At 71.1% G+C, this 23,966-nt stretch carries 22 protein-coding genes; 5 read left to right on the top strand and 17 right to left on the bottom strand.

Translation table 11 applies throughout. From position 1 onward, the window contains the following. Window positions 1–8 precede the first annotated feature (8 nt). From manD to EDF40_RS03160, 8 genes are all read right to left on the bottom strand, one after another. A complete protein-coding gene (gene manD, locus EDF40_RS03195; RefSeq protein WP_260213489.1) occupies window positions 9–1,361 on the bottom strand; it encodes a D-mannonate dehydratase ManD in 1,353 nt (450 codons plus the stop codon). Beyond that, window positions 1,358–2,647, bottom strand: a complete 1,290-nt coding sequence (locus EDF40_RS03190) for a mannitol dehydrogenase family protein (RefSeq protein ID WP_123340634.1) — start codon at window positions 2,645–2,647, stop codon at window positions 1,358–1,360. The genes manD and EDF40_RS03190 overlap by 4 nt, the downstream gene beginning before the upstream one ends. Further along, complete coding sequence (locus EDF40_RS03185) at window positions 2,644–3,531, bottom strand: sugar phosphate isomerase/epimerase (protein ID WP_123340633.1); 888 nt, start codon at window positions 3,529–3,531, stop codon at window positions 2,644–2,646. The genes EDF40_RS03190 and EDF40_RS03185 overlap by 4 nt, the downstream gene beginning before the upstream one ends. Further along, window positions 3,528–4,730, bottom strand: coding sequence for a Gfo/Idh/MocA family protein (locus tag EDF40_RS03180; protein ID WP_123340632.1), 1,203 nt, complete (start codon window positions 4,728–4,730; stop codon window positions 3,528–3,530). The genes EDF40_RS03185 and EDF40_RS03180 overlap by 4 nt, the downstream gene beginning before the upstream one ends. Beyond that, the gene (locus EDF40_RS03175; protein WP_123294722.1) at window positions 4,727–5,566 is read right to left on the bottom strand and encodes a sugar phosphate isomerase/epimerase; all 840 of its coding nucleotides are present in this window, start codon (window positions 5,564–5,566) and stop codon (window positions 4,727–4,729) included. The genes EDF40_RS03180 and EDF40_RS03175 overlap by 4 nt, the downstream gene beginning before the upstream one ends. Window positions 5,567–5,651: 85 nt before the next feature. Then, the gene (locus EDF40_RS03170) at window positions 5,652–6,611 is read right to left on the bottom strand and encodes a carbohydrate ABC transporter permease (RefSeq protein WP_165901164.1); all 960 of its coding nucleotides are present in this window, start codon (window positions 6,609–6,611) and stop codon (window positions 5,652–5,654) included. After that, on the bottom strand, window positions 6,608–7,624 hold the full coding sequence (locus tag EDF40_RS03165) for a carbohydrate ABC transporter permease (protein WP_123340631.1): 1,017 nt from the start codon (window positions 7,622–7,624) through the stop codon (window positions 6,608–6,610). Before EDF40_RS03165 ends, EDF40_RS03170 begins: the two co-directional genes overlap by 4 nt. Beyond that, window positions 7,624–8,979 (bottom strand): ABC transporter substrate-binding protein, encoded by a 1,356-nt coding sequence (locus tag EDF40_RS03160; RefSeq protein ID WP_123340630.1) that lies wholly within the window; start codon window positions 8,977–8,979, stop codon window positions 7,624–7,626. Before EDF40_RS03160 ends, EDF40_RS03165 begins: the two co-directional genes overlap by 1 nt. A 122-nt stretch (window positions 8,980–9,101) precedes the next feature. On the opposite strand from EDF40_RS03160, the gene EDF40_RS03155 reads away from it, so the two are divergent. Both EDF40_RS03155 and uxaC read left to right on the top strand, forming a co-directional pair. After that, window positions 9,102–10,160 (top strand): LacI family DNA-binding transcriptional regulator, encoded by a 1,059-nt coding sequence (locus EDF40_RS03155; protein WP_395861532.1) that lies wholly within the window; start codon window positions 9,102–9,104, stop codon window positions 10,158–10,160. Between the two features lie 74 nt (window positions 10,161–10,234). Beyond that, complete coding sequence (uxaC, locus tag EDF40_RS03150) at window positions 10,235–11,674, top strand: glucuronate isomerase (RefSeq protein WP_123340629.1); 1,440 nt, start codon at window positions 10,235–10,237, stop codon at window positions 11,672–11,674. On the opposite strand, the gene EDF40_RS03145 is transcribed toward uxaC, so the two are convergent. Beyond that, complete coding sequence (locus EDF40_RS03145; RefSeq protein WP_185002707.1) at window positions 11,664–12,467, bottom strand: sugar phosphate isomerase/epimerase; 804 nt, start codon at window positions 12,465–12,467, stop codon at window positions 11,664–11,666. The two genes, uxaC and EDF40_RS03145, sit on opposite strands and share 11 nt — an antisense overlap. A gap of 77 nt (window positions 12,468–12,544) precedes the next feature. Between EDF40_RS03145 and EDF40_RS03140 the strand changes: the two genes are divergently transcribed. Then, window positions 12,545–13,168: a class I SAM-dependent methyltransferase gene (locus EDF40_RS03140; RefSeq protein ID WP_123340627.1), complete on the top strand. Its 624-nt coding sequence runs from the start codon at window positions 12,545–12,547 to the stop codon at window positions 13,166–13,168. A gap of 116 nt (window positions 13,169–13,284) precedes the next feature. Here the strand turns inward: EDF40_RS03140 and EDF40_RS03135 are convergent, their stop codons facing one another. The 3 genes from EDF40_RS03135 to EDF40_RS03125 all read right to left on the bottom strand — a co-directional run bounded on the left by EDF40_RS03135 (window position 13,285) and on the right by EDF40_RS03125 (window position 14,645). Continuing rightward, a complete protein-coding gene (locus EDF40_RS03135; protein WP_123340626.1) occupies window positions 13,285–13,662 on the bottom strand; it encodes a type II toxin-antitoxin system death-on-curing family toxin in 378 nt (125 codons plus the stop codon). Continuing rightward, a complete protein-coding gene (locus EDF40_RS03130; protein WP_185002705.1) occupies window positions 13,659–13,862 on the bottom strand; it encodes a ribbon-helix-helix protein, CopG family in 204 nt (67 codons plus the stop codon). The genes EDF40_RS03135 and EDF40_RS03130 overlap by 4 nt, the downstream gene beginning before the upstream one ends. A gap of 243 nt (window positions 13,863–14,105) precedes the next feature. After that, a complete protein-coding gene (locus tag EDF40_RS03125) occupies window positions 14,106–14,645 on the bottom strand; it encodes a gluconokinase (protein ID WP_123340625.1) in 540 nt (179 codons plus the stop codon). Between the two features lie 109 nt (window positions 14,646–14,754). Between EDF40_RS03125 and gndA the strand changes: the two genes are divergently transcribed. Next, complete coding sequence (gndA, locus tag EDF40_RS03120; protein WP_123340624.1) at window positions 14,755–16,212, top strand: NADP-dependent phosphogluconate dehydrogenase; 1,458 nt, start codon at window positions 14,755–14,757, stop codon at window positions 16,210–16,212. Between the two features lie 117 nt (window positions 16,213–16,329). Here the strand turns inward: gndA and EDF40_RS03115 are convergent, their stop codons facing one another. Further along, a complete protein-coding gene (locus EDF40_RS03115) occupies window positions 16,330–17,037 on the bottom strand; it encodes a hypothetical protein (RefSeq protein ID WP_148053872.1) in 708 nt (235 codons plus the stop codon). A gap of 107 nt (window positions 17,038–17,144) precedes the next feature. Between EDF40_RS03115 and EDF40_RS03110 the strand changes: the two genes are divergently transcribed. Then, the gene (locus EDF40_RS03110; protein WP_123340622.1) at window positions 17,145–18,770 is read left to right on the top strand and encodes a molybdopterin-dependent oxidoreductase; all 1,626 of its coding nucleotides are present in this window, start codon (window positions 17,145–17,147) and stop codon (window positions 18,768–18,770) included. Window positions 18,771–18,974: 204 nt separating this feature from the next. On the opposite strand, the gene EDF40_RS03105 is transcribed toward EDF40_RS03110, so the two are convergent. The 4 genes from EDF40_RS03105 to EDF40_RS03090 all read right to left on the bottom strand — a co-directional run bounded on the left by EDF40_RS03105 (window position 18,975) and on the right by EDF40_RS03090 (window position 23,875). After that, the gene (locus tag EDF40_RS03105; protein WP_260213488.1) at window positions 18,975–19,754 is read right to left on the bottom strand and encodes a putative protein N(5)-glutamine methyltransferase; all 780 of its coding nucleotides are present in this window, start codon (window positions 19,752–19,754) and stop codon (window positions 18,975–18,977) included. 74 nt (window positions 19,755–19,828) lie between these two features. Further along, window positions 19,829–20,806 carry a ribose-phosphate diphosphokinase gene (locus tag EDF40_RS03100; RefSeq protein ID WP_111084848.1) on the bottom strand — a complete coding sequence of 326 codons (978 nt, stop codon included), beginning with the start codon at window positions 20,804–20,806 and terminating at the stop codon, window positions 19,829–19,831. A gap of 61 nt (window positions 20,807–20,867) precedes the next feature. Then, window positions 20,868–22,295, bottom strand: coding sequence for a bifunctional UDP-N-acetylglucosamine diphosphorylase/glucosamine-1-phosphate N-acetyltransferase GlmU (gene glmU, locus EDF40_RS03095; RefSeq protein ID WP_123340620.1), 1,428 nt, complete (start codon window positions 22,293–22,295; stop codon window positions 20,868–20,870). A 197-nt stretch (window positions 22,296–22,492) separates the two neighbouring features. Further along, window positions 22,493–23,875: an MFS transporter gene (locus EDF40_RS03090; RefSeq protein ID WP_123340619.1), complete on the bottom strand. Its 1,383-nt coding sequence runs from the start codon at window positions 23,873–23,875 to the stop codon at window positions 22,493–22,495. Window positions 23,876–23,966 lie beyond the last annotated feature (91 nt).

The raw sequence follows: 23,966 nt of genomic DNA, 5'->3' as shown, positions 1-23,966 counted from the left end.
CCTGCCCGCTACCAGTCGTGGACGGTGCCGTCGGCCAGGCGGTTGAACGGCAGGTAGGCCTGCTCGTACGGGTACTTGCCGGCCTCGTCGACGTCGAGGCTGACCCCGAGGCCGGGCTCGTCACCGGGGTGCAGGTAGCCGTCCGTGAAGGTGAAGGTCTGCCGGAACACCTGGTTCGTCTGCGGCCCGTGCTGCATGTACTCCTGGATGCCGAAGTTGTGGATCGCCATCCCGAGGTGCATCTGGGCGGCCAGGCCGACGGGCGAGATGTCGGTCGGCCCGTGGAACCCGGACTTGATCTGGTACATCGCGGCGTAGTCCATCGTCTTCTTGAGCGGGGAGATGCCGCCCATGTGCGTGACGGCTCCGCGGACGTAGTCGATGAGCTGGTCGCGGATGATGTCCTTGAAGTCCCAGATCGTGTTGAAGACCTCGCCGATCGCGAGCGGCGTGGTGGTGTGCTGCCGGACGAGCTTCAGTGCCTCTTGGTTCTCGGCGGGGGTGCAGTCCTCGAGCCAGAACAGGTCGTACGGCTCGAGGGACTTGCCGAGCTTCGCGGCCTGCAGCGGGGTCATCCGGTGGTGGCCGTCGTGCAGGAGCGGCAGTTCGGGTCCGAACTCGTTGCGGACGGCCTCGAACACGGTGGGCACGTGGCGCAGGTAGGCGCGGGTGTCCCAGTCCTCCATGGCGGGGAAGGCTCCACGCTGCGCCGGCTCGAAGTCGTACCGGACGCCCTCGTTGCCCTCGGTGGTCTTGTTCGACGCGATGCCGTAGATGCTCTCGAGGCCGGGGACGCCGGTCTGCACGCGGATCGAGCGGTAGCCCTCCTCCTGGTGCTCGCGGATCGAGTCGAACAGCTCGGGGAGCTCCTTGCCCGAGGCGTGCCCGTACGCCATCAGCCCGGTGCGCGAGGCACCACCGAGCAGCTGGTACAGCGGCATGCCGGCGACCTTGGCCTTGATGTCCCAGAGCGCCATGTCGACCGACGCGATCGCCGCCATCGTGACCGGGCCGCGGCGCCAGTACGACGAGCGGTACAGGAACTGCCAGGCATCCTCGATGCGGCTGGCGTCGCGGCCGATCAGCAGCGGCACGACGTGCTCGGACAGGTACGCGGCGACACCGAGCTCGCGGCCGTTCAGCGTCGCGTCGCCGAGGCCCGTGACACCGTCGGCGGTCGTGATCTTCAGCGTGACGAAGTTCCGGTTCGGGCTGGTGACGATGACCTCGGCACGCTCGATGAGCTGCCCGCGGTCGGCCGACGCCCACGTGTCCGGACGCCCGGAGGTGTGCCCGGTCGCCGCGCCGGTGTCGGCGGCGCCCGGCACCGGGGCCGCGGGGTTCGTGGTGGTGTCGGTCATGCGTGGACTCCTTCGTCGGTGCTGGTGGTGGTGCGTGCGGCGGTGCTCGCCGCTCGGATGTCGTCGGCCGCCGCGGTGATCGCGTCGACCACGTCGGTGGTGTCGAGGTCGGGGGCGATGACGCGCAGCACGTCGCGCACGTCCGAGTCTGCCCCGGGGGCTCCGTCGTCGTCCACGAGGTCGGGCTGTGTCGTGACGTGGAGCCACCACGCGGCGATCGCGGTCGCGCCGCCGGGCCCGATGCCGGCGGACGGCTCACGCTCGAGTCGGTGCCGCACGACGTCGACGACCCGCACGGGCAGCTTCTGCGATCCACCGGAGGCGATCTGTCGCAGGGTGTGCCGGATGCGGGGGTTCCGGAACCGGTCCACCAGGGCGGCACGGGCGTCGGTGACCTCGTCGGCAGGCAGGGGCAGTTCGCGGGCGGCCTCGTCCCACAGCTGCTCGACGGCGGCACGGCACACCGGGTCGTCCACGGCCGCGGCGACGGTCTCGTGCCCGAGCTGGAGCCCGAGGTACGCGAGCAGCGAGTGCGAGCCGTTCAGCAGCCAGAGCTTCCGCTGCTCGTACGGGGTGACGTCGTCGACGATGCGCACGCCGGCGGTCTCCCACGCGGGGCGCTCGATCCCGTCGAAGGCGTCCTCGAGCACCCACTCCGCGAAGGGCTCGGTGACGACGGGCACCCGGTCCCCGGCGAGCGCTCCCGGCAAGGCGGCGAGGCCCTCGACGTCGGCGTCGGTGGTCGCGGGGGTGATCCGGTCGACCATCGACGACGGGAACGCGACGTTCGCCCCGATCCACGCGCGCAGTCCGGGGTCGGTGGTGGCGCCCAGCACGGCCTCGCGCAGCACCGCGCCGTTGTGCGTGAGGTTGTCGAGGCTGACCAGCGCGATGCGCCCGCTGCCGGCCGTCCGCCGGGCGTCGAGCCCCGCGACCAACCGGGCCGGGACGTCGGAACCGGACCGGTAGCCCTGCTCGGTGACCGTCAGCGTCACGATGGTGGTCTCCGGGGACGCGACCACGTGCCTCCAGGCCGTGTCGTCGCTGCCCGGGTGGGCGGCCACGATCGTGTCGACCACCTCGGCGTCGTCGCCGGACGCAGCACGCGTGACCAGCGTGTACCGGCAGTCCTGCGCGGTGAGGGCGTCCGCCGCCGCGGGCGAGCGGCCGGTGAAGGCCGTGATGCCCCACGACTCCCCCGTGGTGTGGGCGGTGTACCAGGCGAGGTGGGCGCGCGCGAATGCGCCCACCCCGAGGTGGACGATGCCGGGGCGGCGATCGGTCATGCCGACACCGGGACGAGGGACCGCAGGTACGCCAGGTTGTCGGCGGTGCGGGCCTCGAGGGGCAGGTCGGTGGAGAAGTCCTCGATGGTGACCCAGCCGTCGTAGCCGACCTGGCGGAGGGCGTCGAGGTACTCGGAGACGGACGCCTGCCCGGTGCGCAGCGGCGCCCACTCGTTCTGCCAGATCGTGCTGCCGTCGGCGCGCGTGTCGCCGGTGTCGACCCAGCGGGCGTTCTTCACGTGGGCGTGCGCGAGGTACGGGCCGAGGAGCTCGAACGCGGCGAGGTGGTCCTCCTGGCCTTCGATGACCAGGTTGCCGAGGTCGTGGATGACGCCGATGTGCTCCGGGTCGAGGCCGTCGACGAGCCGCAGCGCCGCCGAGGCCGAGGGCGTGATCGTCATGTGGTGCAGCTCGACGAGCGCCTTCACGCCGAGCTCGGTCGCCCGGGTCACCGCCCACTCGAGGTCGGCGCGGGTGCGGTCGAAGATCTGCCCGTACGTCTCGCCGGTGCGTTCCTTCTCCTGCCGGTACACCGGCATCGAGACCCGCACCTGGCGGGCGCCGAGCTCGCTCGTGACGCGGAGCATCGTCTCGACGCCCTCGTGGTCCGACGCCTGCTGGTACCCGCCGATGCCGGAGTACTCGAGCCCGGCGGCGTCGGTGATCCGGGCGATCTCGCCGACCTGGTCCTGGATGCCGGTGAACTGCCACGTGGAGTTGTTGCCTGCCCAGAACGAGCGACCGGCGGGCACGACGGCGCCGTCCGCGGGGCGGTCGTCGACGATGCGCCACTCGACGCCGTCCCAGCCCTGCTCGGCCAGCGTCGAGGCGGCCTGCGACGGGGCCCAGTCGGGGGTGGAGGCGGTGAACACGGAGAACTTCATCGGGTGGCTCCTTCGGTCGCGGTGGCGGTTGCGGGTGTGCCGACGACCGGCACCACGTCGTCGTACTTGCCCTCGATCACGTCGTCGATGCGGACGGGCTGCCCGAGCGTCGCACTGACGTACAGCCCGCGGACGGTGGCGAGCGACACGAGGGCCGCGTCGACGGTCACGCCGGGCTCACGGCCCTCGCGGATCGCGGCCACGATGTCGGTGTACTGCCGGCCGTGCCCCGCGGCGAAGTGGTCGGGCTCGGCCGGGCCGCCGACGACGTGCTCCGGCGGGACGACGTCGTCCTTCTGGTCGACCGCGCCCGCGACCGCCGAGGCGTTCGAGGTGGTCGACGCGGACTCGAGGGTCGCGGCGTCGGGTGCGATGTGGAAGTACGCCAGGCGGTCGTCGTCGACGATCGCCGACCCGTGCGTGCCGTACACGGCGTAGCGGGCGGACAGGCCCGGGTACGCGGCGGTCGTGCAGTGGATGACGCCGAGCGCGCCGCCGGCGAACCGGACGGTGGCGACGGCGGTGTCCTCGACCTCGATGCGGTCGTGCGCGAGCAGCCCGGTCTGAGCCGAGATCTCGACCGGACGGCCGAGTGCCCAGACGAGCAGGTCGACGGTGTGCACGCCCTGGTTCATCACGGCGCCACCACCGTCGAGCGCCCAGGTGCCGCGCCAGTCGCCGGAGTCGTAGTAGCCCTGCGACCGGTACCAGGCGACGCTCGCCAGGCCGGAGGTCACGGTGCCGAACCCGCCGTCGTGGGCGGCTGCGGCGACGGCGGCCGCGGCCGGGTCAAAGCGGTGCTGGCTGATGACGCTCGTGACGAGTCCACGGTCGCGTGCCGCCGCGGCGAGCGCGGCGATCTGCCGGGCCCGGGGCATCGTGGTGTCGAGGGGCTTCTCGATGACGACGTGCTTGCCGGCGGCCAGGGCCGCCTCGGCGAGCTGCACGTGCATGCCGGAGGGCGAGCAGATCGCGACGACGTCGATGTCGGTCTGCGCGATCGCCTCCTCGATGGTGGACGTCGTGACGGGGCGGGTGACGCCCATCGCCTCGATCTCGTCGGCGGCACTCGTGGCGGCGGCGGGGATCGCGTCGACGAGGGCGACGACCTGCAGGTCCGGGTGGTGGACGGCGACCTTGGCGTGGTGGCGTCCGATGACGCCGGCGCCGACGACTGCCAACTTCAGTGGGGTGGTCATCGCAGGGTGACTCCGATCTGGTCGGTGAGGGTGCGGAGGGCACGACCGGCACGACCGAAGGCCGCGGGGCCGGAGAACCCGCCGAGGGAGGTGAAGTCGCTGAGGTGCGGCTCGAGCGAGGCGTAGCCGGAGTAGCCGGCGTCGCGCAGCGCGGTGAGGGTCTGGAGCAGTTCGCCGTCGCCCTCGCCCGCGGGGACCACCGACGAGTCGGCGGCCAGGGCGTCCTTGACCTGCAGGTAGTCGACGTAGGGCGCGAGCTGCGCCCACCCGTCGGTGAACGGCTTCACGCCGCACTGCACGTAGTTCGCGTTGTCCCAGGCCAGTCGGAGCGCCGGCGACCCGACGCTCTCGACGATGTCGAGCACGCGCGAGGGGACGTCGCCGTAGATGTCCTTCTCGTTCTCGTGCAGCAGGGTCACGCCCTCGCGTGCGGCGAGGTCGGCCAGGGCGCGCATCCGGACGAGGACGTCGTCGCGGACGTCCTCCGGCTGCCGGCCCTCGAAGTAGAACGAGAAGATCCGGATGTTCGTGGTGCCGAGGGCGTGCGCGGCGGCGATCGCGCGGCCGAGCCGTCCGACCTCGTGCTCGACGGGCTCGTCGACGGAGACCTTGCCGATCGGCGAGGCGATGGCAGACACGGTCTGTCCGCGCTCCTCGAGCAGGCGGTGGAGTCCGGCGAGCTGGTCCTCGTCGAGGTCGACGACGTTCACGCCCCATGCGCTGCGGACCTCGATGGCGCTCGCGCCGAGCGCCTGCAGGACCGCGACCTGGACGACGGGGTCTGAGTCGATCTCGTCGCCGAAGCCGGAGAGTTCCCACGTGGGCTGGTCGGTCATGGTGTCCTTTCGTGTCGGACGGGAGGCGCGTGGCGAGGCCGCCACGGGCCTCCAGTCCGGTTCTGGGTTGCGGTGACTGCCGCGCTCACTTGACGGAGCCGGCCGTCAGACCGCCCACCAGGTAGCGCTGGAAAATGAGGTACAGGGCGACGACCGGCACGGCGCAGACGATCGAGGCGGCCATCATCTGGCCGTAGATCGGGACCGCACCGCCTTCCTGCGCGGTGCCGAGCACCTGCAGGACCACGGCCACCGTCCGGGTGTTCGGGGTCGTCATGATCGTGGAGAACAGGACGTCGTTCCAGCCGAGCAGGAAGGCGAAGATCGCCGAGACGACGATGCCGGGCCACGACAGCGGCAGGACGATCTTCGTCAGGATCTTCGTGCTCGAGGCGCCGTCGATGCGGGCGGCCTCCTCGAGTTCCTTGGGCAGACCACGCAGGTAGGTGACCATCACCCAGGTCGAGAACGGCAGGGCGAACGTCAGGTAGGTGACGAACAGACCCCAGCGGGTGCCGATGATCTGCACGCCCGTGGCACTGGCGATGTTCGAGAACACCACGAACACGGGCAGCAGCAGGAGCGTGCCGGGGATCGACTGCAGCGCGAGGAGCCCACGCAGGATGGTCAGGCGACCGAGGAACCGGAACCGGACCAGCACGTACGCGGTGGACACGGCGAGCGCGGCACTCGCGATGGCGACCGCGCCGGCGGTGAGCATCGAGTTGACCAGCCCCTCGCCGAGGGCGACCGTCGACCAGATCTCGACGTAGTTCGACAGCGTGAACTCGGACGGGAAGTACTCGCCGCGGGCGACCGCGACGTCCGAGTTCACCGAGCCGAACAGGATGTACAGGACCGGGACGGCGATGAACGCGATGATGATCGCGATCACCACGATGAGCAGCCAGCGGGGCAGGAGCCGGGTGACGTCGGTGTCGTAGGGGCGCTTGTGGCGTCGACCGGGTGCGGTGATGCTCTCGGTCAGCGTCGACGTCGGGCGGGTCCGGGTGGTGCCGGCGAAGGATGTGCTCTGGGCGCTCATGCTCGTGCTCCGTCGATGTCGGCGGCGGTCGGGGCGGCGGCGAGCGTGGCGCGGTCGGCGCGGCGCTGCTTCCGGTTGGGACCCGCGTCGTCACCGGTGTCGAGCTTGACGGCTCGCAGGTAGACGAACAGCGGGATGGCGACGATCACGAGGGAGCAGATCGCCATGGCCGCGGACAGACCGAAGCGGAACGACTGGAAGCTCGCGATGTACGTCAGGACGGGCATGACCTCGACGCTCGACGGCAGCGGGATGCCGAACAGCACGAACGGCAGGGTGAAGTTGTTGATGTTGTGCAGGATCGCGATGATCACCGCCAGGCTGAGCGGCCCGCGCAGGTACGGGAAGATGATGTAGCGCAGCTTCGCCCACCAGGTCACCCCGTCGAGCGCGGCGGCCTCGTGCACCTCGTTGTCCACGGCCTGCAGCCCGGCCAGCGACAGCAGGTAGACGAACGGCCAGCTCGTCCAGATCATCACGCCGGCCAGCGCCCAGTAGGACGCGGAGCCGTTCAGCCAGAGCACGTCGGTGTGCAGGATCGAGTTCACGACGCCCTGCGGCTGCAGCATCGTGCGGAAGAACGTGCCGACGACGAACGCGGGCAGCACGTAGGGGATCAGGTAGATCGACCGGACGAGGCCGCGCCCCGGGAACCGGTTCTGCGTCGAGATCGCCGCCGCGACGCCGATCGGGACGGTGACCGCGGTGACCAGGACGGACAGCGACACCGAGATCCAGATGGAGTGGAGCAGGGGCGAGTTCGTGAAGGCCTCGGTGAAGTTCGCGAAGCCGACGAAGGGGGCGCTGAACCACTGCCGCAGCGTGTACTGGTCCAGGTCGAGCATCGCGATGTAGAAGCCCACCAGGAGCGGCACCACGATGACGGCGAGCATGAGGACCCCGCCGGGGATGAGCATCCAGAGCGGACGCTCCTTCTTGTACAGCGGCGTCGTGCCGTGCGGGCGGACCGTCTGCTCCGTGCGCTGCGGCGGTCTGGTCTGGGTGCTGGTCATCACAGACCTCCGTTCTTCTGACGGTCGAGGGTGGACTGGGCGTCCTTCTGGGCGTCCTGCAGACGCTTGCGGAGCTGGTCGTCGGTGACCTCGCCGCTCTTGAGCGACGGGATCGACTGCACGACCACGTCGACCAGGGCGAGCTGGATGTCGGACCAGGCGCCGGTGAAGGCGGTGGGCTTCGACAGGCGGCCCGCGTCGATGATCGGCTTGAGCTGCGGGTTGTCTGCCGCCAGGTCAGCGGCGGCGGATGCGTTGGTCGGCAGGTTGCCGAACAGGTCGTAGTACTCGAGCTGCGCCTTCGGTGCGCTGAGCTGCTTGACGAAGTCGAAGGACAGCTGCTGCTTGGTGCCGTAGTCGGCCACCACCCAGTTGTCGCCGGACAGGATGCTCGCGGCCTCGATGCCGTCGGCCGGGCGCTCGCTGGCTCCCGGCGGGACGGTGGGGAGCAGGGCGAACTCGTACTTGCCGTCGACCTTGGTGTCCTTGAACGAGTTGATCGCGGTGGTGGTCGTCATCGGGAAGAACGCGGCCTTGCCCTCGGTGAACTGGGCCAGGGCCTGCGCGTTGTTCCAGCCGATCGCGGCCTTGTCGACGACGCCGTCCTTCGTGACCCAGTCGAAGTAGGTCCGGTACGCGTTCTCGACGGCGTCGCTGTCGATCTCGGCCTTCGAGCCGTCGACGATGGTGTTGCCGGCGTTCTGCGCCATGCCCCACACGAACTTCCACGGGTCGAAGCCGTCGGCGTAGGCGATCGCCAGGCCGTGCCGACCGTCACCGGTGGTGGCCTTCGCATCCTCGGTCAGCTCGTCCCACGTGGTCGGCATGTCGGTGATGCCGGCCTTCGCGAGGAGGTCCTTGTTGACGGCCATCACGAACGGACGGCTGGCGAACGGGATCCCGATCTGCTTCGAGTCGCTCGGCCCCGAGATGCCGAACGAGGCCGGGTCGAACTGGTCCTTGCCGCCGATGGCGTTCCACTCCTTCGATCCCATCTCGACGAAGGCACCGGTGGCGTAGGCGGTCGGGGTGAACGTGGTGCCGATGGCGTAGACGTCGGGGCCCTGGCCGGAGATGACGCTGGTCTGGATGGCGGTCAACTCCTCTTGCGCGGACGAGTACGTCTCCCACTGGATGTCCGCACCGGTGGTGCGCTTGAACTCGGCAGCGGTGTCCTGCTGCCACTGCTTGCGCTCCTTGGGGTACGTGGTGTCCGCGCCCATCATCACGCGGAGGGTGTTCGGGTCGTCGCCGCTGCCGTTCACGACGGCGCAGCCCTGCAGGGAGAGAGCGGCGAGGGCGATCACCGCGACGGCACCGACGAGGGTGCGGGGCTTCAGCCGTGTTCTGTTCATCCGGGGGCTTCCTCCTCGAGACCTCCTCCGGGCGGCGCTGCCCGGTGGCACCACTGTTCCGCCGTTGGCAACATCCGGCAACCGGTTGCCACTTGTTGCCAGACGCGAATACGTTCGGCCTCGTGAGCGACACAGACATCGACGTCTCCGGCGCCGGGGCCGGTTTCAGCGCCGCCCGACGCGTGACCATCCGGGACATCGCCGACGCGACCGGCGTGGCCCCGTCGACCGTGTCCCGCGCGCTCTCGCTGCCCGACCGCGTGAACCACACCACGCAGGAGCGCATCCAACGCGCGGCCCGCGAACTCGGCTACGTCGCCAACTCGCAGGCACGCGCCCTGACGTCCGGCCGCACCCGGGCCGTCGCCGTGCTCGTCTCCGACATCACGAACCCGTTCTACTTCGACGTCATCCGCGGCACGCAGCACCAGCTCGCCGGCGCCGGGTGGACGCAGTTGCTCGTCGACACCGAGGAGTCCGCCGACGCCGAACTCGCCACCCTGAGCTCGATCGGCGCGAAGGCCGACGGCGTGGTCCTCACCGCCTCACGCCTGTCCGACGCGCAGATCGCCCGGTTCGCCGAACGGATCCCCCTCGTCGTCGTCAACCGTCGCCCCGCCGGGGTGCCCTCGGTGCTCATCGACACCCCCGGCGGCGTCGAGCAGGCCGTACAGCACCTCGTCTCCCTGGGCCACCGCGACGTGCTCTACGTCGCCGGTCCGGACAGCTCGTGGTCGAACGAACGCCGGTGGAAGGCGCTCGTGCGCGTCGCGAAGCGCCTTGGCGTCCGCGTCGCCCGCATCGGGCCGCACGCGCCGTTCGTCGACTCCGGAGCCGCAGCCGCCGACGCCGCCGTGCACGCCGGGGCCACCGCCTGCATCGCCTTCAACGACCTGATCGCGATCGGCATGCTCGCGCGGCTGCGGGAACGGGGCGTCCGCGTCCCCGAGGACATGAGCATCGTCGGCTGCGACGACATCTTCGGTGCCGACTTCTGCAACCCGCCGCTCACCACCATGACCTCGCCGATCGAACGCGCCGGACGGGTCGCGATCCGGATGCTGCTCGGCCGCCTCGGTGCGATCCCCGCCGACGAGCTGCCCGGTGAGCACATGACCGGCGCCGTCGCACTGCCCACCCACCTGACCGTCCGGGAGTCGACGGGTCCCGCGCCCGCCTGACACTGGCGCACGCCCGCTGCACCCGCCGGCCCCGCCGCGCCCCGCCGTCCGTACCGTTCTCGAAGGAGTCGATGATGACCCAGACCAGCACCGCCACCCGTCTCGCCCCGCACCCCGACCGGCTGCTCCCCGCCGACCCCGGTGCACGCCAGGTGGCACGGACCGTCTACGACGCGGTCAAGGACGCACCGATCATCTCCCCGCACGGCCACGTCGACGCAGCACTCATCGCCGCCGACCAGCCGTTCAGCGACCCCGCGTCGCTGCTCATCACGCCCGACCACTACGTGCTCCGCCTGCTGCACGCCAACGGGGTGGACCTGGCCGCGCTGGGACGCGCCGACCTGTCGGGGACCAGCCCCGTGCCTCCCGGTCGCGCGATCTGGCGGAACCTGGCGGACCACTGGGACGACTTCCTCGGCACCCCCGTCCGCTACTGGTTCGAGACCGAGCTGCACGACGTCTTCGGGCTGACGGAGCAACCGTCGGCGGCGAACGCCGACGCCCAGTACGACCACATCGCCGGCCTGCTGGCGTCGCCCGCCTTCCGCCCGCGCGCGCTGTTCGACACCTTCGGCATCGAGGTCCTCGCCACCACCGACGGCCCCGCCGACGACCTCGCCGCGCACGCGCAGCTCGCCGCCGACCCCACGTTCACCGGCCGGGTGGTCCCCACGTTCCGCGCGGACGCCGTGTTCGACCCGTCGCGGCCGGACTGGAGGCCCGTGGTCGCGTCCGTCGGCGAGGCCGCCGGCATCGACACGGGTACCCACGCAGGGCTGTTGGCAGCACTCCGCGCACGTCGCCAGTACTTCATCGAGCACGGCGCGACCGCCACGGACACCGGGGTGCTCGACGCCGGATCGTCGCCGTTGTCCGCCACGTCGCGCGAGCGTATCCACGCCGCGGCGCTCCGCGACCCGTCTTCCGTCTCCGAGGCGGACGCCACCGCGTACCGGCACGACATGCTCTACCGCTGGGCCGAGATGAGCGTCGAGGACGGCCTCGTCATGCAGCTGCACCCCGGCGTCATCCGGAACCACCACGCGCCGACGCTCGAACGCTTCGGCCCGGACACCGGCCACGACCTGCCCGCCGTCGGCTCCTTCACCACGCCGCTGCGGCCGCTCCTGGAGTCCTTCGGCACCGCTCCGGGCTTCCACCTCGTGCTGTTCACCGTCGACGAGACCGTGTTCTCGCGCGAGATCGGCCCACTCGCCGGCTTCTACCCCGCCGTGTACGCCGGGGCACCGTGGTGGTTCATCGACACCCCGGCGGCGATCGGCCGCTACCGCTCCGCGATCACCGACTCGGCGTCGTTCACGAAGACCTCCGGGTTCATCGACGACACCCGGGCGTACTGCTCCATCCCCGCGCGGCACGACATGGCGCGGCGAGCGGACGCGGCGTACCTGGCCTCGCTCGTCGTCACGCACGAGATCTCGGAAGAGGACGCCGTCCGCACCGCGGGGCGCATCGTGTCCGGCATCCCGCGGGCGACGTTCAAGCTGTAGCGGTGCGGGCCGGGGCCGGGGCCGTGACGCTGCGGACGCGTTCCAGCGCGGAACGGATCTCGGCTTCGGCGGTCTCGGCGTCGGGCGCCCACCGGCACTCGAGCGAGACGGCGCCCCGGTACCCGCCGTCGTGGACGGCGGCGAGGAACCCGCGCCAGACGTCGTCGACCGTGCCGGGCGGCCGACGGTCCGGATCGCTGAGGTGGACGTGCCCGATCCGGTCGCCGTGGCGCCGCAGGACCTCGAAGGACTCGCCCTCGTTCCGGATGTGGAACAGGTCGGCGACGACGCCGACGCCGTCGAGGGCTGCAGCGTCCAGGAACGCCACCGTCGCCTCGACCGTGTGCAGGACGTTCGTCTCCGCGCGGCTCAGCGGCTCCACCACGATGCGCAGGTCGTTCGCCGCTGCCACGTCACGCGCGGTCCGGACCACCTCGCCGAACCGGCGCAGGGCGTCGTCGCCCGCCATGCCGTTGGGGGCGTTCCGAGCGGTCCCCGACCCGAAGACGATCGTCGCGCCCGGTTCCGCGACCGACCGCACGATCGGCAGGACCGACTCGAAGGAGGACCGGACCGTCCCGAGCTCCGTGGTCAGCAGCGGGAGGTCGCCGGGCACCAGGACGGCGAAGGACGGGAACCGCTGGCCGGCGTAGACCTCGTTCCGCCGCCACCCGGCTCCGTTGCGGACCGCGAGGTTGCCGGCGATCGTCGGCTCCACGTGGTCGGCGCCCGCGCGGCGGACCACCTCGGTCAGTTCTGCCCCGGCCACGACGCCGAGTCCCCTGGACGACATGCGGTCCATGCAACTCGTCCAAGGCGCCGACGGCGACTGTTGCCGTCCGTTGCCACCGGCGCCGGTACGGTCGGACGATGGACCTCGACGTCACCGCTGCGTACGGCGACCGCGACGTCACCGCTGCGTACGGCGACCGTGCGGGCGAGTACGCGGAGCTCCTCGGATCGATGTCGGCAGTCCACGACGAGGACCGGACACAGGTCGAGGCCTGGGCGTCCGGATCCGGTGCGCGCATCCTCGACGCAGGGTGCGGGCCGGGGCACTGGGCCGCTCACCTGGCGGATCGTGGGCACGCAGTGATCGGCATCGACGCGGTCGCACCCTTCGTCGAGCACGCACGACGCGCGCACGATGGCGTCGACTTCCGCCTGGGCGCGATCGAGTCCACCGGTCTCGACGACGGCAGCGTCGACGGGGTGCTCGCCTGGTACTCCGTGATCCACCACGATCCGTCCTGCGTCGGCGAGGTCTTCGCCGAGTTCCGCAGGGTGCTCCGCCCGGGCGGCGGCCTGCTGGTCGGGTTCTTCGAGGGGCCCTCGATCGAGTCGTTCGACCACGCGGTCGTCACGGCGTACCGGTGGCCGACGGGCGCGCTGGCGGAGGTCCTCGACGACCACGGGTTCGACGTGGTGGATGTCAGGGGCCGGGTCGATCCGGGTCGACGGCCGCACGCTGCCGTCCGCGCGACGCGGCGGTGAGGTGCCTCAGCCGGCGGTGAGGCGCCTCAGCCGGCAGTGATCACGAGCGCGACGGTGGTGGTCGTCACGGTGCCGTCGATCGACATGTCGTCGGTGCCATCCGCTGAAGCCGTCGTTCAGGCTTCAGCAACCAGCGATTGCAGCACCGCGGAGATGTCCGCAACCGCGTCCAACTCCCCTTCGGCGATGGCGATGATCAGTTCGTACGCCTCGTCGTTCGTCGCGCGCAACCGAAGCCCGTTGACCCCGAGGAACACCACCAGCAGCATCAACCCCAGGCGCTTGTTGCCGTCGACGAGTGCATGGTTCCGAACCGCGGAGTGCACGAGCGCTGCCGCCTTCTCGAGCAACGACGGATAGGCGTCGCGTCCACCGACCGAGGTCGCTGGTCGGGCCACCGCGGCCTCGAGGAGTCCAGCATCTCGGATCACGAAGTCCGGCCCCAACGTCCGCCGAGCGATGTGCAGCGCTTCGTCGATCGTCAGGTGGATCATCGTCCGAGTCGCTCGAGCGCCTCGGCGAAGTTCGGCAACTCGCGGTCGAGGACCCCGTCGATGAGGTCACGTCGGCTGTGGTGCTCGATGTACTCGCGGATCGCTTCCCGCGCGATGTCCTGCATCGATCGGGCTTCGAGGTCGGCCCGGGTTCGGAGCGCAGCCGCCTCGGCATCGTCCAGTCGAAGGGTCATGGCCATGCGCAAGACGGTATCACGGTTGATACCACGGTCATCGATCAGCAGCACCGACCGGCGTCCCTTCGCTCGAGGCGTCGACGTCGATCTCGATGGTGGGGTCGACGCGTGGCGGCTTGATGCGTCCCATCACTGGATTGTTGCTGTCATGATCCGAGTGTTGCGCGGTCGCTTCTCCGCCAGGGGAAGGCCTCGGAGAGGTTGTGGACGATCCCTTGCGAGGACTTCACTGTGGAGAAGTGTGGCTCAGCCGGAAGTGACCGACAGCGCCGCGAGGATCGTCGTCACCGTGTCGTCGACCGGCCCGTCGATGGAGACGTCGACGGCGGCCTCGTCGGGCTGCGGCCGTTCGAGCGTCGCGAACTGGGAGTCGAGCAGCGACGACGGCATGTACTCGTGGTGCCGGTGCGCCTGCCGCTCGGCGATGAGGTCGTGCGAGCCGTCCAGGAACGCGATGACGAGGCCCGGCGCCGACTGCCGGAGCCGATCGCGGTAGACGCGCTTGAGGGCCGAGTTGGCCATCACGCAGCGACTCCCGGACGCCTCGACGGCGGCGATCCGCGCGGCGCAGGCGTCGAGCCACGGCCAGCGGTCGTCGTCGGTGAGCGGGATGCCCTGCCGCATCTTCTCCTTGTTCGCGGCCGGGTGCAGGTCGTCGGCGTCGACGAACACGGTCGGCTGGCCCTGCTCGGCGAGCGCATCAGCGAGTGCCTGCCCGATCGTGGACTTGCCGGAACCGGAGACGCCCATGACGAGGACGGGCGGGAGGACAGCGGTGTCGGTCATCCCTCCACAGTATTGACGGGGTGAACAGTGGTCCCCAGTTGCCGTAACACCCGTGCGGTCCCAGGGCGCCGACCGTAGGTTGGTGTCACGTCCGGACAAAGGAGACGACGTGGCAGACAGCACTGGTCAGGCGAACATCGGGGTCATCGGCCTCGCCGTCATGGGGTCGAACCTCGCACGCAACCTCGCGTCGCGTGAGGGCAACACGGTCGCGGTGTACAACCGCACCTACGCCCGCACCGAAGAACTCATCAAGGAGCACGGCGACGCCGGCTTCATCGCGTCCGAGGACATCGACGGCTTCGTCGCCTCGCTCTCGAAGCCACGCACGGCGATCATCATGGTGCAGGCCGGCAAGGGCACCGACGCCGTGATCTCGCAGCTCGCCGAGAAGTTCGAGGAAGGCGACATCATCGTCGACGGCGGCAACGCCAACTTCCACGACACGATCCGGCGTGAGCACGACCTGCGCGAGAAGGGCCTCAACTTCGTCGGCACGGGCATCTCCGGCGGTGAAGAGGGCGCGCTCAAGGGTCCGTCGATCATGCCCGGCGGCTCGAAGGAAGCCTGGGAGACCCTCGGACCGATCCTGAAGTCGATCGCGGCGGTCGCCGAGGGCGAGCCCTGCGTGACCCACATCGGCACCGACGGCGCCGGCCACTTCGTCAAGATGGTGCACAACGGCATCGAGTACGCCGACATGCAGCTCATCGCCGAGTCCTACGACCTGCTCCGCCGCGTCGGCGGGCTCTCCGTCGAGGACCTGGTCAAGGTGTTCCAGGAGTGGAACGGCGGCGACCTCGAGTCCTACCTGATCGAGATCACGGTCGAGGTCCTGAAGCAGCGCGACGCCGACTCCGGCAAGCCCCTCGTCGACGTCATCCGCGACGAAGCGGGGTCCAAGGGCACCGGCGTGTGGACCGTGCAGAACGCGGTCGGGCTCGGCATCCCGGTCTCCGGCATCGGCGAAGCGGTGTTCGCCCGCGCGGTGTCGTCGAAGCCGTCGCAGCGTGCCGCGGTGCAGCAGGCGTTCCCGGACCGGCCGGACATCGCCGAGGTCCCCGACGGCTTCGAGGACGACGTCCGCGCGGCGCTCTACGCCTCGAAGGTCGTCGCCTACGCACAGGGCTTCGACCTGATCATCGCCGGGGCCAAGGAGTACGGCTGGGACATCAACCTCGGCAACGTGGCGAAGATCTGGCGGGGCGGCTGCATCATCCGCGCCCAGTTCCTCAACCGCATCGTCGAGGCGTACGACAAGAACCCGGAGCTCGAGTCACTGCTCGTCGACCCGTACTTCGCGAACGCCGTGCAGGAGGGCGAATCCGCCTGGCGCCGCATCGTCGGGATCGCCGCCGCGTCGGGGATCCCCGCGCCGGGGTTCTCGTCGGCGCTGTCCTACTTCGACTCGCTCGCCTCCGAGCGGCTGCCCGCCTCGCTCATCCAGGGGCAGCGCGACTTCTTCGGGGCGCACACCTACCAGCGCATCGACAAGGACGGCACCTTCCACACGCTGTGGTCCGACGACGACCGCCGAGAGGTCGACCAGGAACCGTCGACCCACTAGACCGCGGCACGACCGCACCCTCGAAGGGCCCTGCCGATCGGCGGGGCCCTTCCCACGTCCGACCGCTGGGTGCTCGGTTCAGGCGACGAAGTGCCCGGTCACGACGATGCGCTCGGTTCAGGCGACGATGCGCTCGCGCGCGAGGTCGGCGACGAGCCGGTCCAGGCGTGGCCCGCGGCCGAGCAGCCGACGGGAGCCGGGAGCCGTTCGCACGAAGAAGGTCGCGACCGCCGGGGTGTCGTCCGGTCGGACGTAGTGGATCGCGACCGCACAGGCCCGGCGTCCGTCCGCGCGGTCGCCGTCTCCGTGGACGTCCTCGATCCCGACGTGCACCACCCGGCTCCACCGGACCACGAGCAACCGTGTGGCCTTGCGGTCGTCGAGTTCCCACAGGGAGGCCTCGGTCGCCCCGAACGCCCAGGTCACGCGCGCACCGAGGCTGACCTCCGGCCGGACCTCGGCGATCGCGTCGCGCAGTTCGGTCGTCGGAGCCGCCGGCACGAGCCAGACGGTGGGGTCGATGCGGCGGATGGCGAGCGCGAGGGCCTCGTCGGCGTGCCGACGCCGCACCGCAGCGGCACGGAAGACCGCGACCACGATGACCGTGACGCCCAGCGCGATCGCACCGAACTCGACGATCCCGAACCAGGACAGGTCGACGTCGGGCGCCGTCGCGACGACGATGATCCGTGCGGTGAGGAGCGCCGCCCAGATGCCCACGATCACCCACCGCAACGTGGACAGGCGCTGCGCGGCCGACATCGGCGTGCGGTCGGAGCGGCGGGCGCGGCCGGGGCGCGGAACTGGATCTGGACGCCTCGGCACACCCCGATCCTCGCACGGCCCGATCGGCAGGTGCTGGCCGGGGTCGGTGAACGCCCGGGGAACCGCATGCACAGCCGACGAGCGGCCGGGCGACCTACGCTCGGGCGGTGACCACCGAACGCACCACGGACGTCCCGACGCCGGACGACCCATCGACGGACGAACGCCCCGCCGGAGCCCCGCTCCGCCGGCCCGCGGTCCTCGCTGCGGCCGTCGGTCTCGTGGCCGCCTCCGCCTTCCTCGGGATCGCCGAGTTCGGGGCACTGCTCCTCGGTGGTGCCGGCAGCCCGTTGGTGGCCGTCGGGTCGGCCGTGATCGACCTCGCACCGGCCGGGGCCAAGAACCTGATGGTCGCCCTGTTCGGCACCGGGGACAAGGTCGCACTCTTCGCGCTCATGACCGTCATCGTCGCCGCGATCAGCGCCGGGGCCGGGGCCCTCGAGCGCGCTCGGCCGCCCTTCGGGGCACTCGTCTTCGCCGTCGGCGGCGTGCTCGCGCTCATCGCGGTGAGCACCCGTTCCGGCAGCGGCACGTTCGACGGCGCTCCCACCGTGTTCGGCGTGGCGGCCGCCGTGATCACCCTGCGGCTGCTGCTCCGCCGGCTCCGACGCTGGGAGGCCGCAGCGGCCGTCCCGTCGGCGTCACCGCGACCTGCCTCGACCGAGCGCCGCGCGTTCCTGGTCTGGGGCGTCGGTACCGCAGCGGTCGCGGTCGTGGTGGGCACGGCCTCCCGGGTGGGGTCGTCCGCGATGCAGGCGGTCGCCGCTGCCCGACGAGCCGTGCGCCTGCCCGCGGCGGCGACGCCCGCACCGGCCGTGCCGGGCGGTGCCTCGCTCGACGTCGACGGGATCACGCCGTACGTCACCCCGAACGCCGACTTCTACCGGATCGACACCGCGCTGCGCGTCCCGTCGATCGACCCGGCCGACTGGAGCCTGCGCATCCACGGCGCCGTCGAGAACGAGGTGACGCTGACGTGGGACGAGCTGCTCGCCCTGCCGCTCGAAGAGCACATGGCCACCCTGAGCTGCGTGTCCAACGAGGTCGGCGGCGACCTGATCGGCAACGCGCTCTGGCTCGGGTACCCGATCCGTGAGCTGCTGGCGCGCGCGAAGCCGACCGGGGACGCCGACATGGTGCTGTCCCGCAGCATCGACGGGTTCACCGCCGGGACGCCGTTGGACGTCCTGCAGGACGAGGGCACCGACGCGCTGCTCGCCATCGGCATGAACGGCGAACCGCTGCCGACCGAGCACGGGTTCCCGGCACGGATGGTCGTGCCCGGGCTGTTCGGCTACGTGTCGGCGACGAAGTGGGTGACCGAGATGGAGGTCACGCGCTTCGCCGATGCGCAGGGCTACTGGACACCGCGCGGATGGTCGGAGCGGGGGCCCGTGAAGCTCGAGTCGCGCATCGACACCCCACGGAACGGGACGACCGTGACCGTCGGTGAGCAGGTCGCCATCGCCGGGGTCGCCTGGCAGCCGCACACCGGGGTGAAGGCCGTGCAGGTCCGGGTCGGCTCGGGTGCGTGGCAGCAGGCGGAACTCGCCGAGTCGGTGTCCGCGGACACCTGGCGCCAGTGGGTGCTGCGGTGGACGCCGACCGCGGGGTCGCACCGGATCGAGGTCCGTGCCGTGAGCGCCGACGGCGAGGTGCAGACGAGCGTCGAGCGGCCGCCCGCGCCGAACGGTGCTTCGGGCTGGGCGTCCGTGACGGTCGACGCGAAGTAGCGCGGTCCGCGGCGTCGGCGGGTCGTGGCGGCACGCGGCACGCCGTCCGCTGGGCGTCGAGGTTCCGAGATCTCGGCATGTCGAGCGCCCGAACGGCCCTCTGTGCGACCTCAGCGGAAGTGAGCGGCGTGTCGCGACCGGGCGGCGAACCAGACACCGGCCGAACTGCGCGGGTCGAGCCCGTACGGGTCGAACTCGTGCGGGTCAGGCGGTGAGCGTCGCGACGACGCAGGTGCCGTCGACCTCGTCGTCCTGCTCGACCACGGCCGTGAACCCGGCGGCCACGAACGCCGCGACCGACGCGTCCGCCTGCGCCACGGAGACCTCGATCACGACCGAACCACCGGGGCGCAGCCACTCCCCCGCTCCCGCGGCGATCCGCCGGTGCAGGTCGAGGCCGTCCGCCCCGCCGTCGAGGGCCACACGGTGCTCGTGCTCACGCGCTTCGACCGGCATCAGCGCGATCGATGCCGTCGGGACGTAGGGGGCGTTCACCGCGATGACGTCCACAGCGCCGCGGAACCGATCGGGCAGTGGCGCGAACAGGTCACCGGCGACGACGATCCCGCGGTCGCCGATGTTCTCGGCCGCGACGTCGACGGCGTCCGGGTCGATGTCCGTCGCCACGAGGTCGAGTGCACCGACCCGGCCGAACAACGCCACCGAGATCGCTCCGGCACCGCAGCACAGGTCGACCACGCGGTCGTAGCGCTGCAACCGACGGGCGGCCTGCTCGACGACGACGGTCGTTCGGGCACGGGGGACGAACACCCCGGGGGTCACCCGGATGCGGTGTCCGTCGAAGGCGGCCCAGCCGAGGACGTACTCCAGCGGCTCACCGGCGAGGCGACGCTGGACCAGGGAACGCAGCCGGACGGGCTCACCGGTGCCGGCCTCGAGGAGCAGGTCGGCTTCGTCCTCGGCGAAGACGCTCCCCGCGGCCCGGAGCCGGGCCGCGAGGGCGTCACGCGCGGGATGGGTCACCAACGTTCCGCAGACACGTCACGTCGACGAGACGGTGAGGCGCCGTCGGCTGTGCCCATGGTTCGACGGCTCCGCTACGCTGCGCCGTCGAACATCGACGTGACGGACCCGTCGTCGAAGACCTCGTGGATGGCGCGGGCCAGGAGCGGTGCGATCGGCAGGATCTCGAGGCGGTCCCAGCGCTTCTCGACGGGCACCGGCAGGGTGTCGGTGACGACGACGCGGTCGATGAACTCGCTCTGCAGCAGCTCGGTGGCCGGGTCGGAGAACACGGCGTGGGTCGCGGCGACGACGACGCCGATCGCGCCGGCCTCCTTCAGCGCCTCAGCTGCCTTGGCGATCGTGCGCCCGGTGTCGATCAGGTCGTCGACGAGCAGGCACCAACGGCCGGAGACGTCGCCGACGATCTCGTGGACCGTGACCTGGTTCGGGACCAGCGGGTCGCGACGCTTGTGGATGATGGCGAGGGGCGCGCCGAGCTTCTCGGACCAGATGTCGGCGACGCGGACGCGGCCCATGTCGGGCGACACGACCGTCAGCATCGACGGGTCGAGGATCTCGCGGAAGTGCTCGAGCAGCACCGGCATGGCGAAGAGGTGGTCCACCGGGCCGTCGAAGAAGCCCTGGATCTGGGCGGCGTGCAGGTCGACGCTCATGATGCGGTGCGCGCCCGCTGCCTTGAACAGGTCGGCGACCAGGCGGGCCGAGATCGGCTCGCGGCCGCGGCCCTTCTTGTCCTGACGGGCGTACGGGTAGAACGGCGCGACGACGGTGATGCGCTTGGCCGAGGCCCGCTTCAGCGCGTCGACGATGATGAGCTGCTCCATGAGCCACTCGTTGATCGGTGCCGTGTGCGACTGGATGACGAACGCGTCGCACCCGCGGACCGACTCGTCGAACCGGACGTACAGCTCACCGTTCGCGAAGGTCCGGGCATCGGTGGGGACCAGGTCGACACCGAGTTCCTCTGCGATCTCGGCGGAGAGCGCCGGGTGTGCTCGCCCCGAGACGAGGACGAGTCGTTTCTGGCCGGTTGTCTTGATTCCGGACAAGTGCGGTGCTCACTCCCTGACCCGTGTGGGGTCGATGTCGACGACCGGTGGTCGCCAGGATCTATTCGCCGTTCGCGTGCCGAGCAGCCTCGGCCGCCGGTGTGCCGGGTCGGTGTTCCTCGACCCATCCGTCGGTGTTGCGCTGTGGGGCGTAGCTGATCGCGAGCGATCCGGCCGGGACGTCCTTGCGGACCGTCGTTCCGGCACCCGTGTACGCACCGTCACCAATCCTAACCGGGGCGACGAACACGTTGTGCGAGCCTGTACGAACGTGCGAGCCGACCTCGGTGCGGTGCTTGTGCACGCCGTCGTAGTTCGCGGTGATCGTGTTCGCACCGATGTTCGAGTCCTCGCCCACCTCGGCGTCGCCGATGTACGACAGGTGCGGGACCTTGCTGCCGCGGCCGATCTTCGCGTTCTTCGTCTCGACGAAGGTGCCGATCTTGCCCTGGTCGCCCAGGATCGTGCCGGGACGCAGGTACGCGAACGGCCCCACCGAGGCACCGTCACCGATGACCGCGAGGGTGGCGTCGACCCGGTTCACCGTCGCGCCGGCACCGACCTCGGTGTCGCGCAGTGTGGTGTCCGGCCCGACGACGGCACCCGCGGCGATGGCGGTCGCGCCGAGGAGCTGGGTGCCGGGCAGGACCTCGGCATCCGCTTCGATCGAGACGTCGAGGTCGATCCAGGTGGTGGCCGGGTCCTGCACGGTGACGCCGGCGAGCTGGTGCCGGCGGACGATGCGGGCGTTGAGCTCGCGGGCGGCGTCGGACAGCTGCGCGCGGTCGTTGATGCCGGCGACGAGCCACGGGTCGGTGAGCGTGACGACGTCGATGATCCCCCCGCGTCCGGCGATGAGCGTCGGGGCGTCGGTGATGTACTTCTCGCCCTGTGCGTTGGCGGTCGTCAGCGACGGCAGCACGGCACGCAGGTGGGCGGCGTCGAAGGCGTAGATGCCGGCGTTCGTCTCGGTGATCGCGAGCTGGTCGGCCGTCGCGTCCTTGTGCTCGACGACGCCGACGAACGCCCCGGAGCCGTCCCGCACCACGCGCCCGAGTCCGGTCGGGTCGGGCGCGATCGCACTGACGAGGGTGACGGCGTTGGCCGCGCCGAGGTGCGCGTCGACCAGCGTCCGGAGCGAGCCGGCGTCGAGCAACGGGACGTCGCCGGAGAGCACCACGACGGCACCGTCGAAGTCGGCCGGGAGCGCCCGGACCGCGACCTCGACCGCGCGGCCGGTGCCGGGGACGTCGTCCTGGTCGACGACGATGGCGTCGGGCGCGCGCTCGGTGATCTCCGCTGCGACCAGGTCACGCTCGTGCCGCACGACCACTGCCACGTGCTCCGGCCCGAGGGACGACGCCGTCCGCAGCACGTGCGCGATGAGCGGCAGCCCGGCGAGCCGGTGCAGCACCTTGGGGGTGGACGACTTCATGCGCGTGCCCTGCCCGGCGGCGAGGACGACGACGGCGATGCGCTGGTCGGTCATGGGTCCATCCTGGCGCACCCGCGCTTCGGAGTCCGGTGGAACCGCGGCCCTGTGCAGAACCGTGCGCACAACCGCACGGGTGACGTTCCTTCCCATCACCGTCGGGATGGAAAGCGGGATCGGGCGTACCTGGCCGGAAGGAACGACCAGCTACGCCCGGAACGACCAGCTCCGCCCACACCCCTACGCCCGAACACCTACCCGCGCAGCACCCGCGGCTCGGCCTTCACGAACGCCATCAGCACCAGCCCCACGACGAGCACCACCACGATCCCGAGGATCCCGAAGCGCGTCGAGCCGCCGACCGTCACTGCGACACCGAACAGCGCCGGCGCCAGGAACGACGCCGCCCGGCCGGTGGTGGCGTAGAGGCCGAAGAGCTCGCCCTCGCGGCCGGGGGTCGCCAGCCGCGCCAGGTACGCCCGCGACGACGACTGCACGGGTCCGACGAACAGCGCCAGGGTCAGGCCCAGCACCCAGAACCACTCCGTCCGAGTACCGACCGCCAGGACGCCGAGCCCGCAGGCCACGAGGCCGATCAGCGAGACCATGATGAGCGCGCGCGAGCCGAAGCGGTCGTCGAGGCGTCCGGACACGAAGGTGGCGATGCCGGCGACGACGTTCGCGGCGATGGCGAACAGGATGACCTGCGAGGCGCTGAACCCGAACACCTGCGCCGCGATGATCCCGCCGAAGGTGAACACCGCGCCGACGCCGTCGCGGAACACCGCGCTGGCGACCAGGAACGCGAGCACGTTGCGTCGCTCGCGCCAGAGCCGGGCGATGTCCCGACCCAGGTCGCGGTAGGCACCGAGCACGCCGCCGGTGTGCCGGTCGTCGGGCGCGGCCTCCGGCACGACGATGAAGAGCGGGATCGAGCTGACCGCGAGCCACACGGCGGCGATGCCGATGGCGACGCGGACGTCCCACTGCCCGGTCGCGACGGTCGCCGGCAGCTGCAGCAGTCCGCCGACGACGCCGTCGCCGCGGAAGTCCTGGATGCAGAGCACGAGCAGCAGCACGAGCAGCACGATGCCGCCGAAGTACCCGGCGGCCCACCCGATCGCGGACACCCGCCCGGTGCGCTCGCCCGACGAGATCTGCCCGATCATGGCGTTGTAGCCGACGCTCGCGATCTCGTACGCGACCGTGCCGATGCCGAGCAGCGCCGCCCCGAGCACCAGGTACGGCTGGCTCGGCGCGACGAAGACCATGCCGCCGATGGACAGCACGATGCCGATCGTGGCGATGAGCACGGACCGGCGGCGGTGCCCGGACGAGTCCGCCAGGCGCCCGATCGCGGGGGCCACGAGCGCGACGACGATGCCGGCGATCGTCAGGGCCGTGGAGACCACCGCGGCGTTGTGGGCGAGTTCACGTTCCACCAACGCCGTGCCCGCGGCGGACGAGTCGGCCACCTTCGCCGGGTCGACGAACGCCCGGCTGGCCAGGTACGTGCTGAACACGAAGGTGGTGACGACGGCGTTGAACGCCGCGGACCCCCAGTCCCACAGCGCCCAGGACACGAGCGCGCGCCGGTCGGTGCGCTGCGGCACGACGGCGGCCGGTGAAGCGGTCATGCGCGAACCGTAGCGCGTCCCGGTGACGCACCGGTGGCCCCGTTCCGGGTCACGTGCCGGACTGGGCCCACGCCGCCGGTTCCGGACCGAC

Origin of the sequence: Curtobacterium sp. PhB170, from assembly GCF_003752345.1 — a bacterium.
In the GTDB taxonomy this organism is placed as follows: Bacteria; Actinomycetota; Actinomycetes; order Actinomycetales; family Microbacteriaceae; genus Curtobacterium.
Note: the sequence above shows the minus strand (reverse complement) of the source record. Positions and strands in the feature narration are given on the sequence as shown.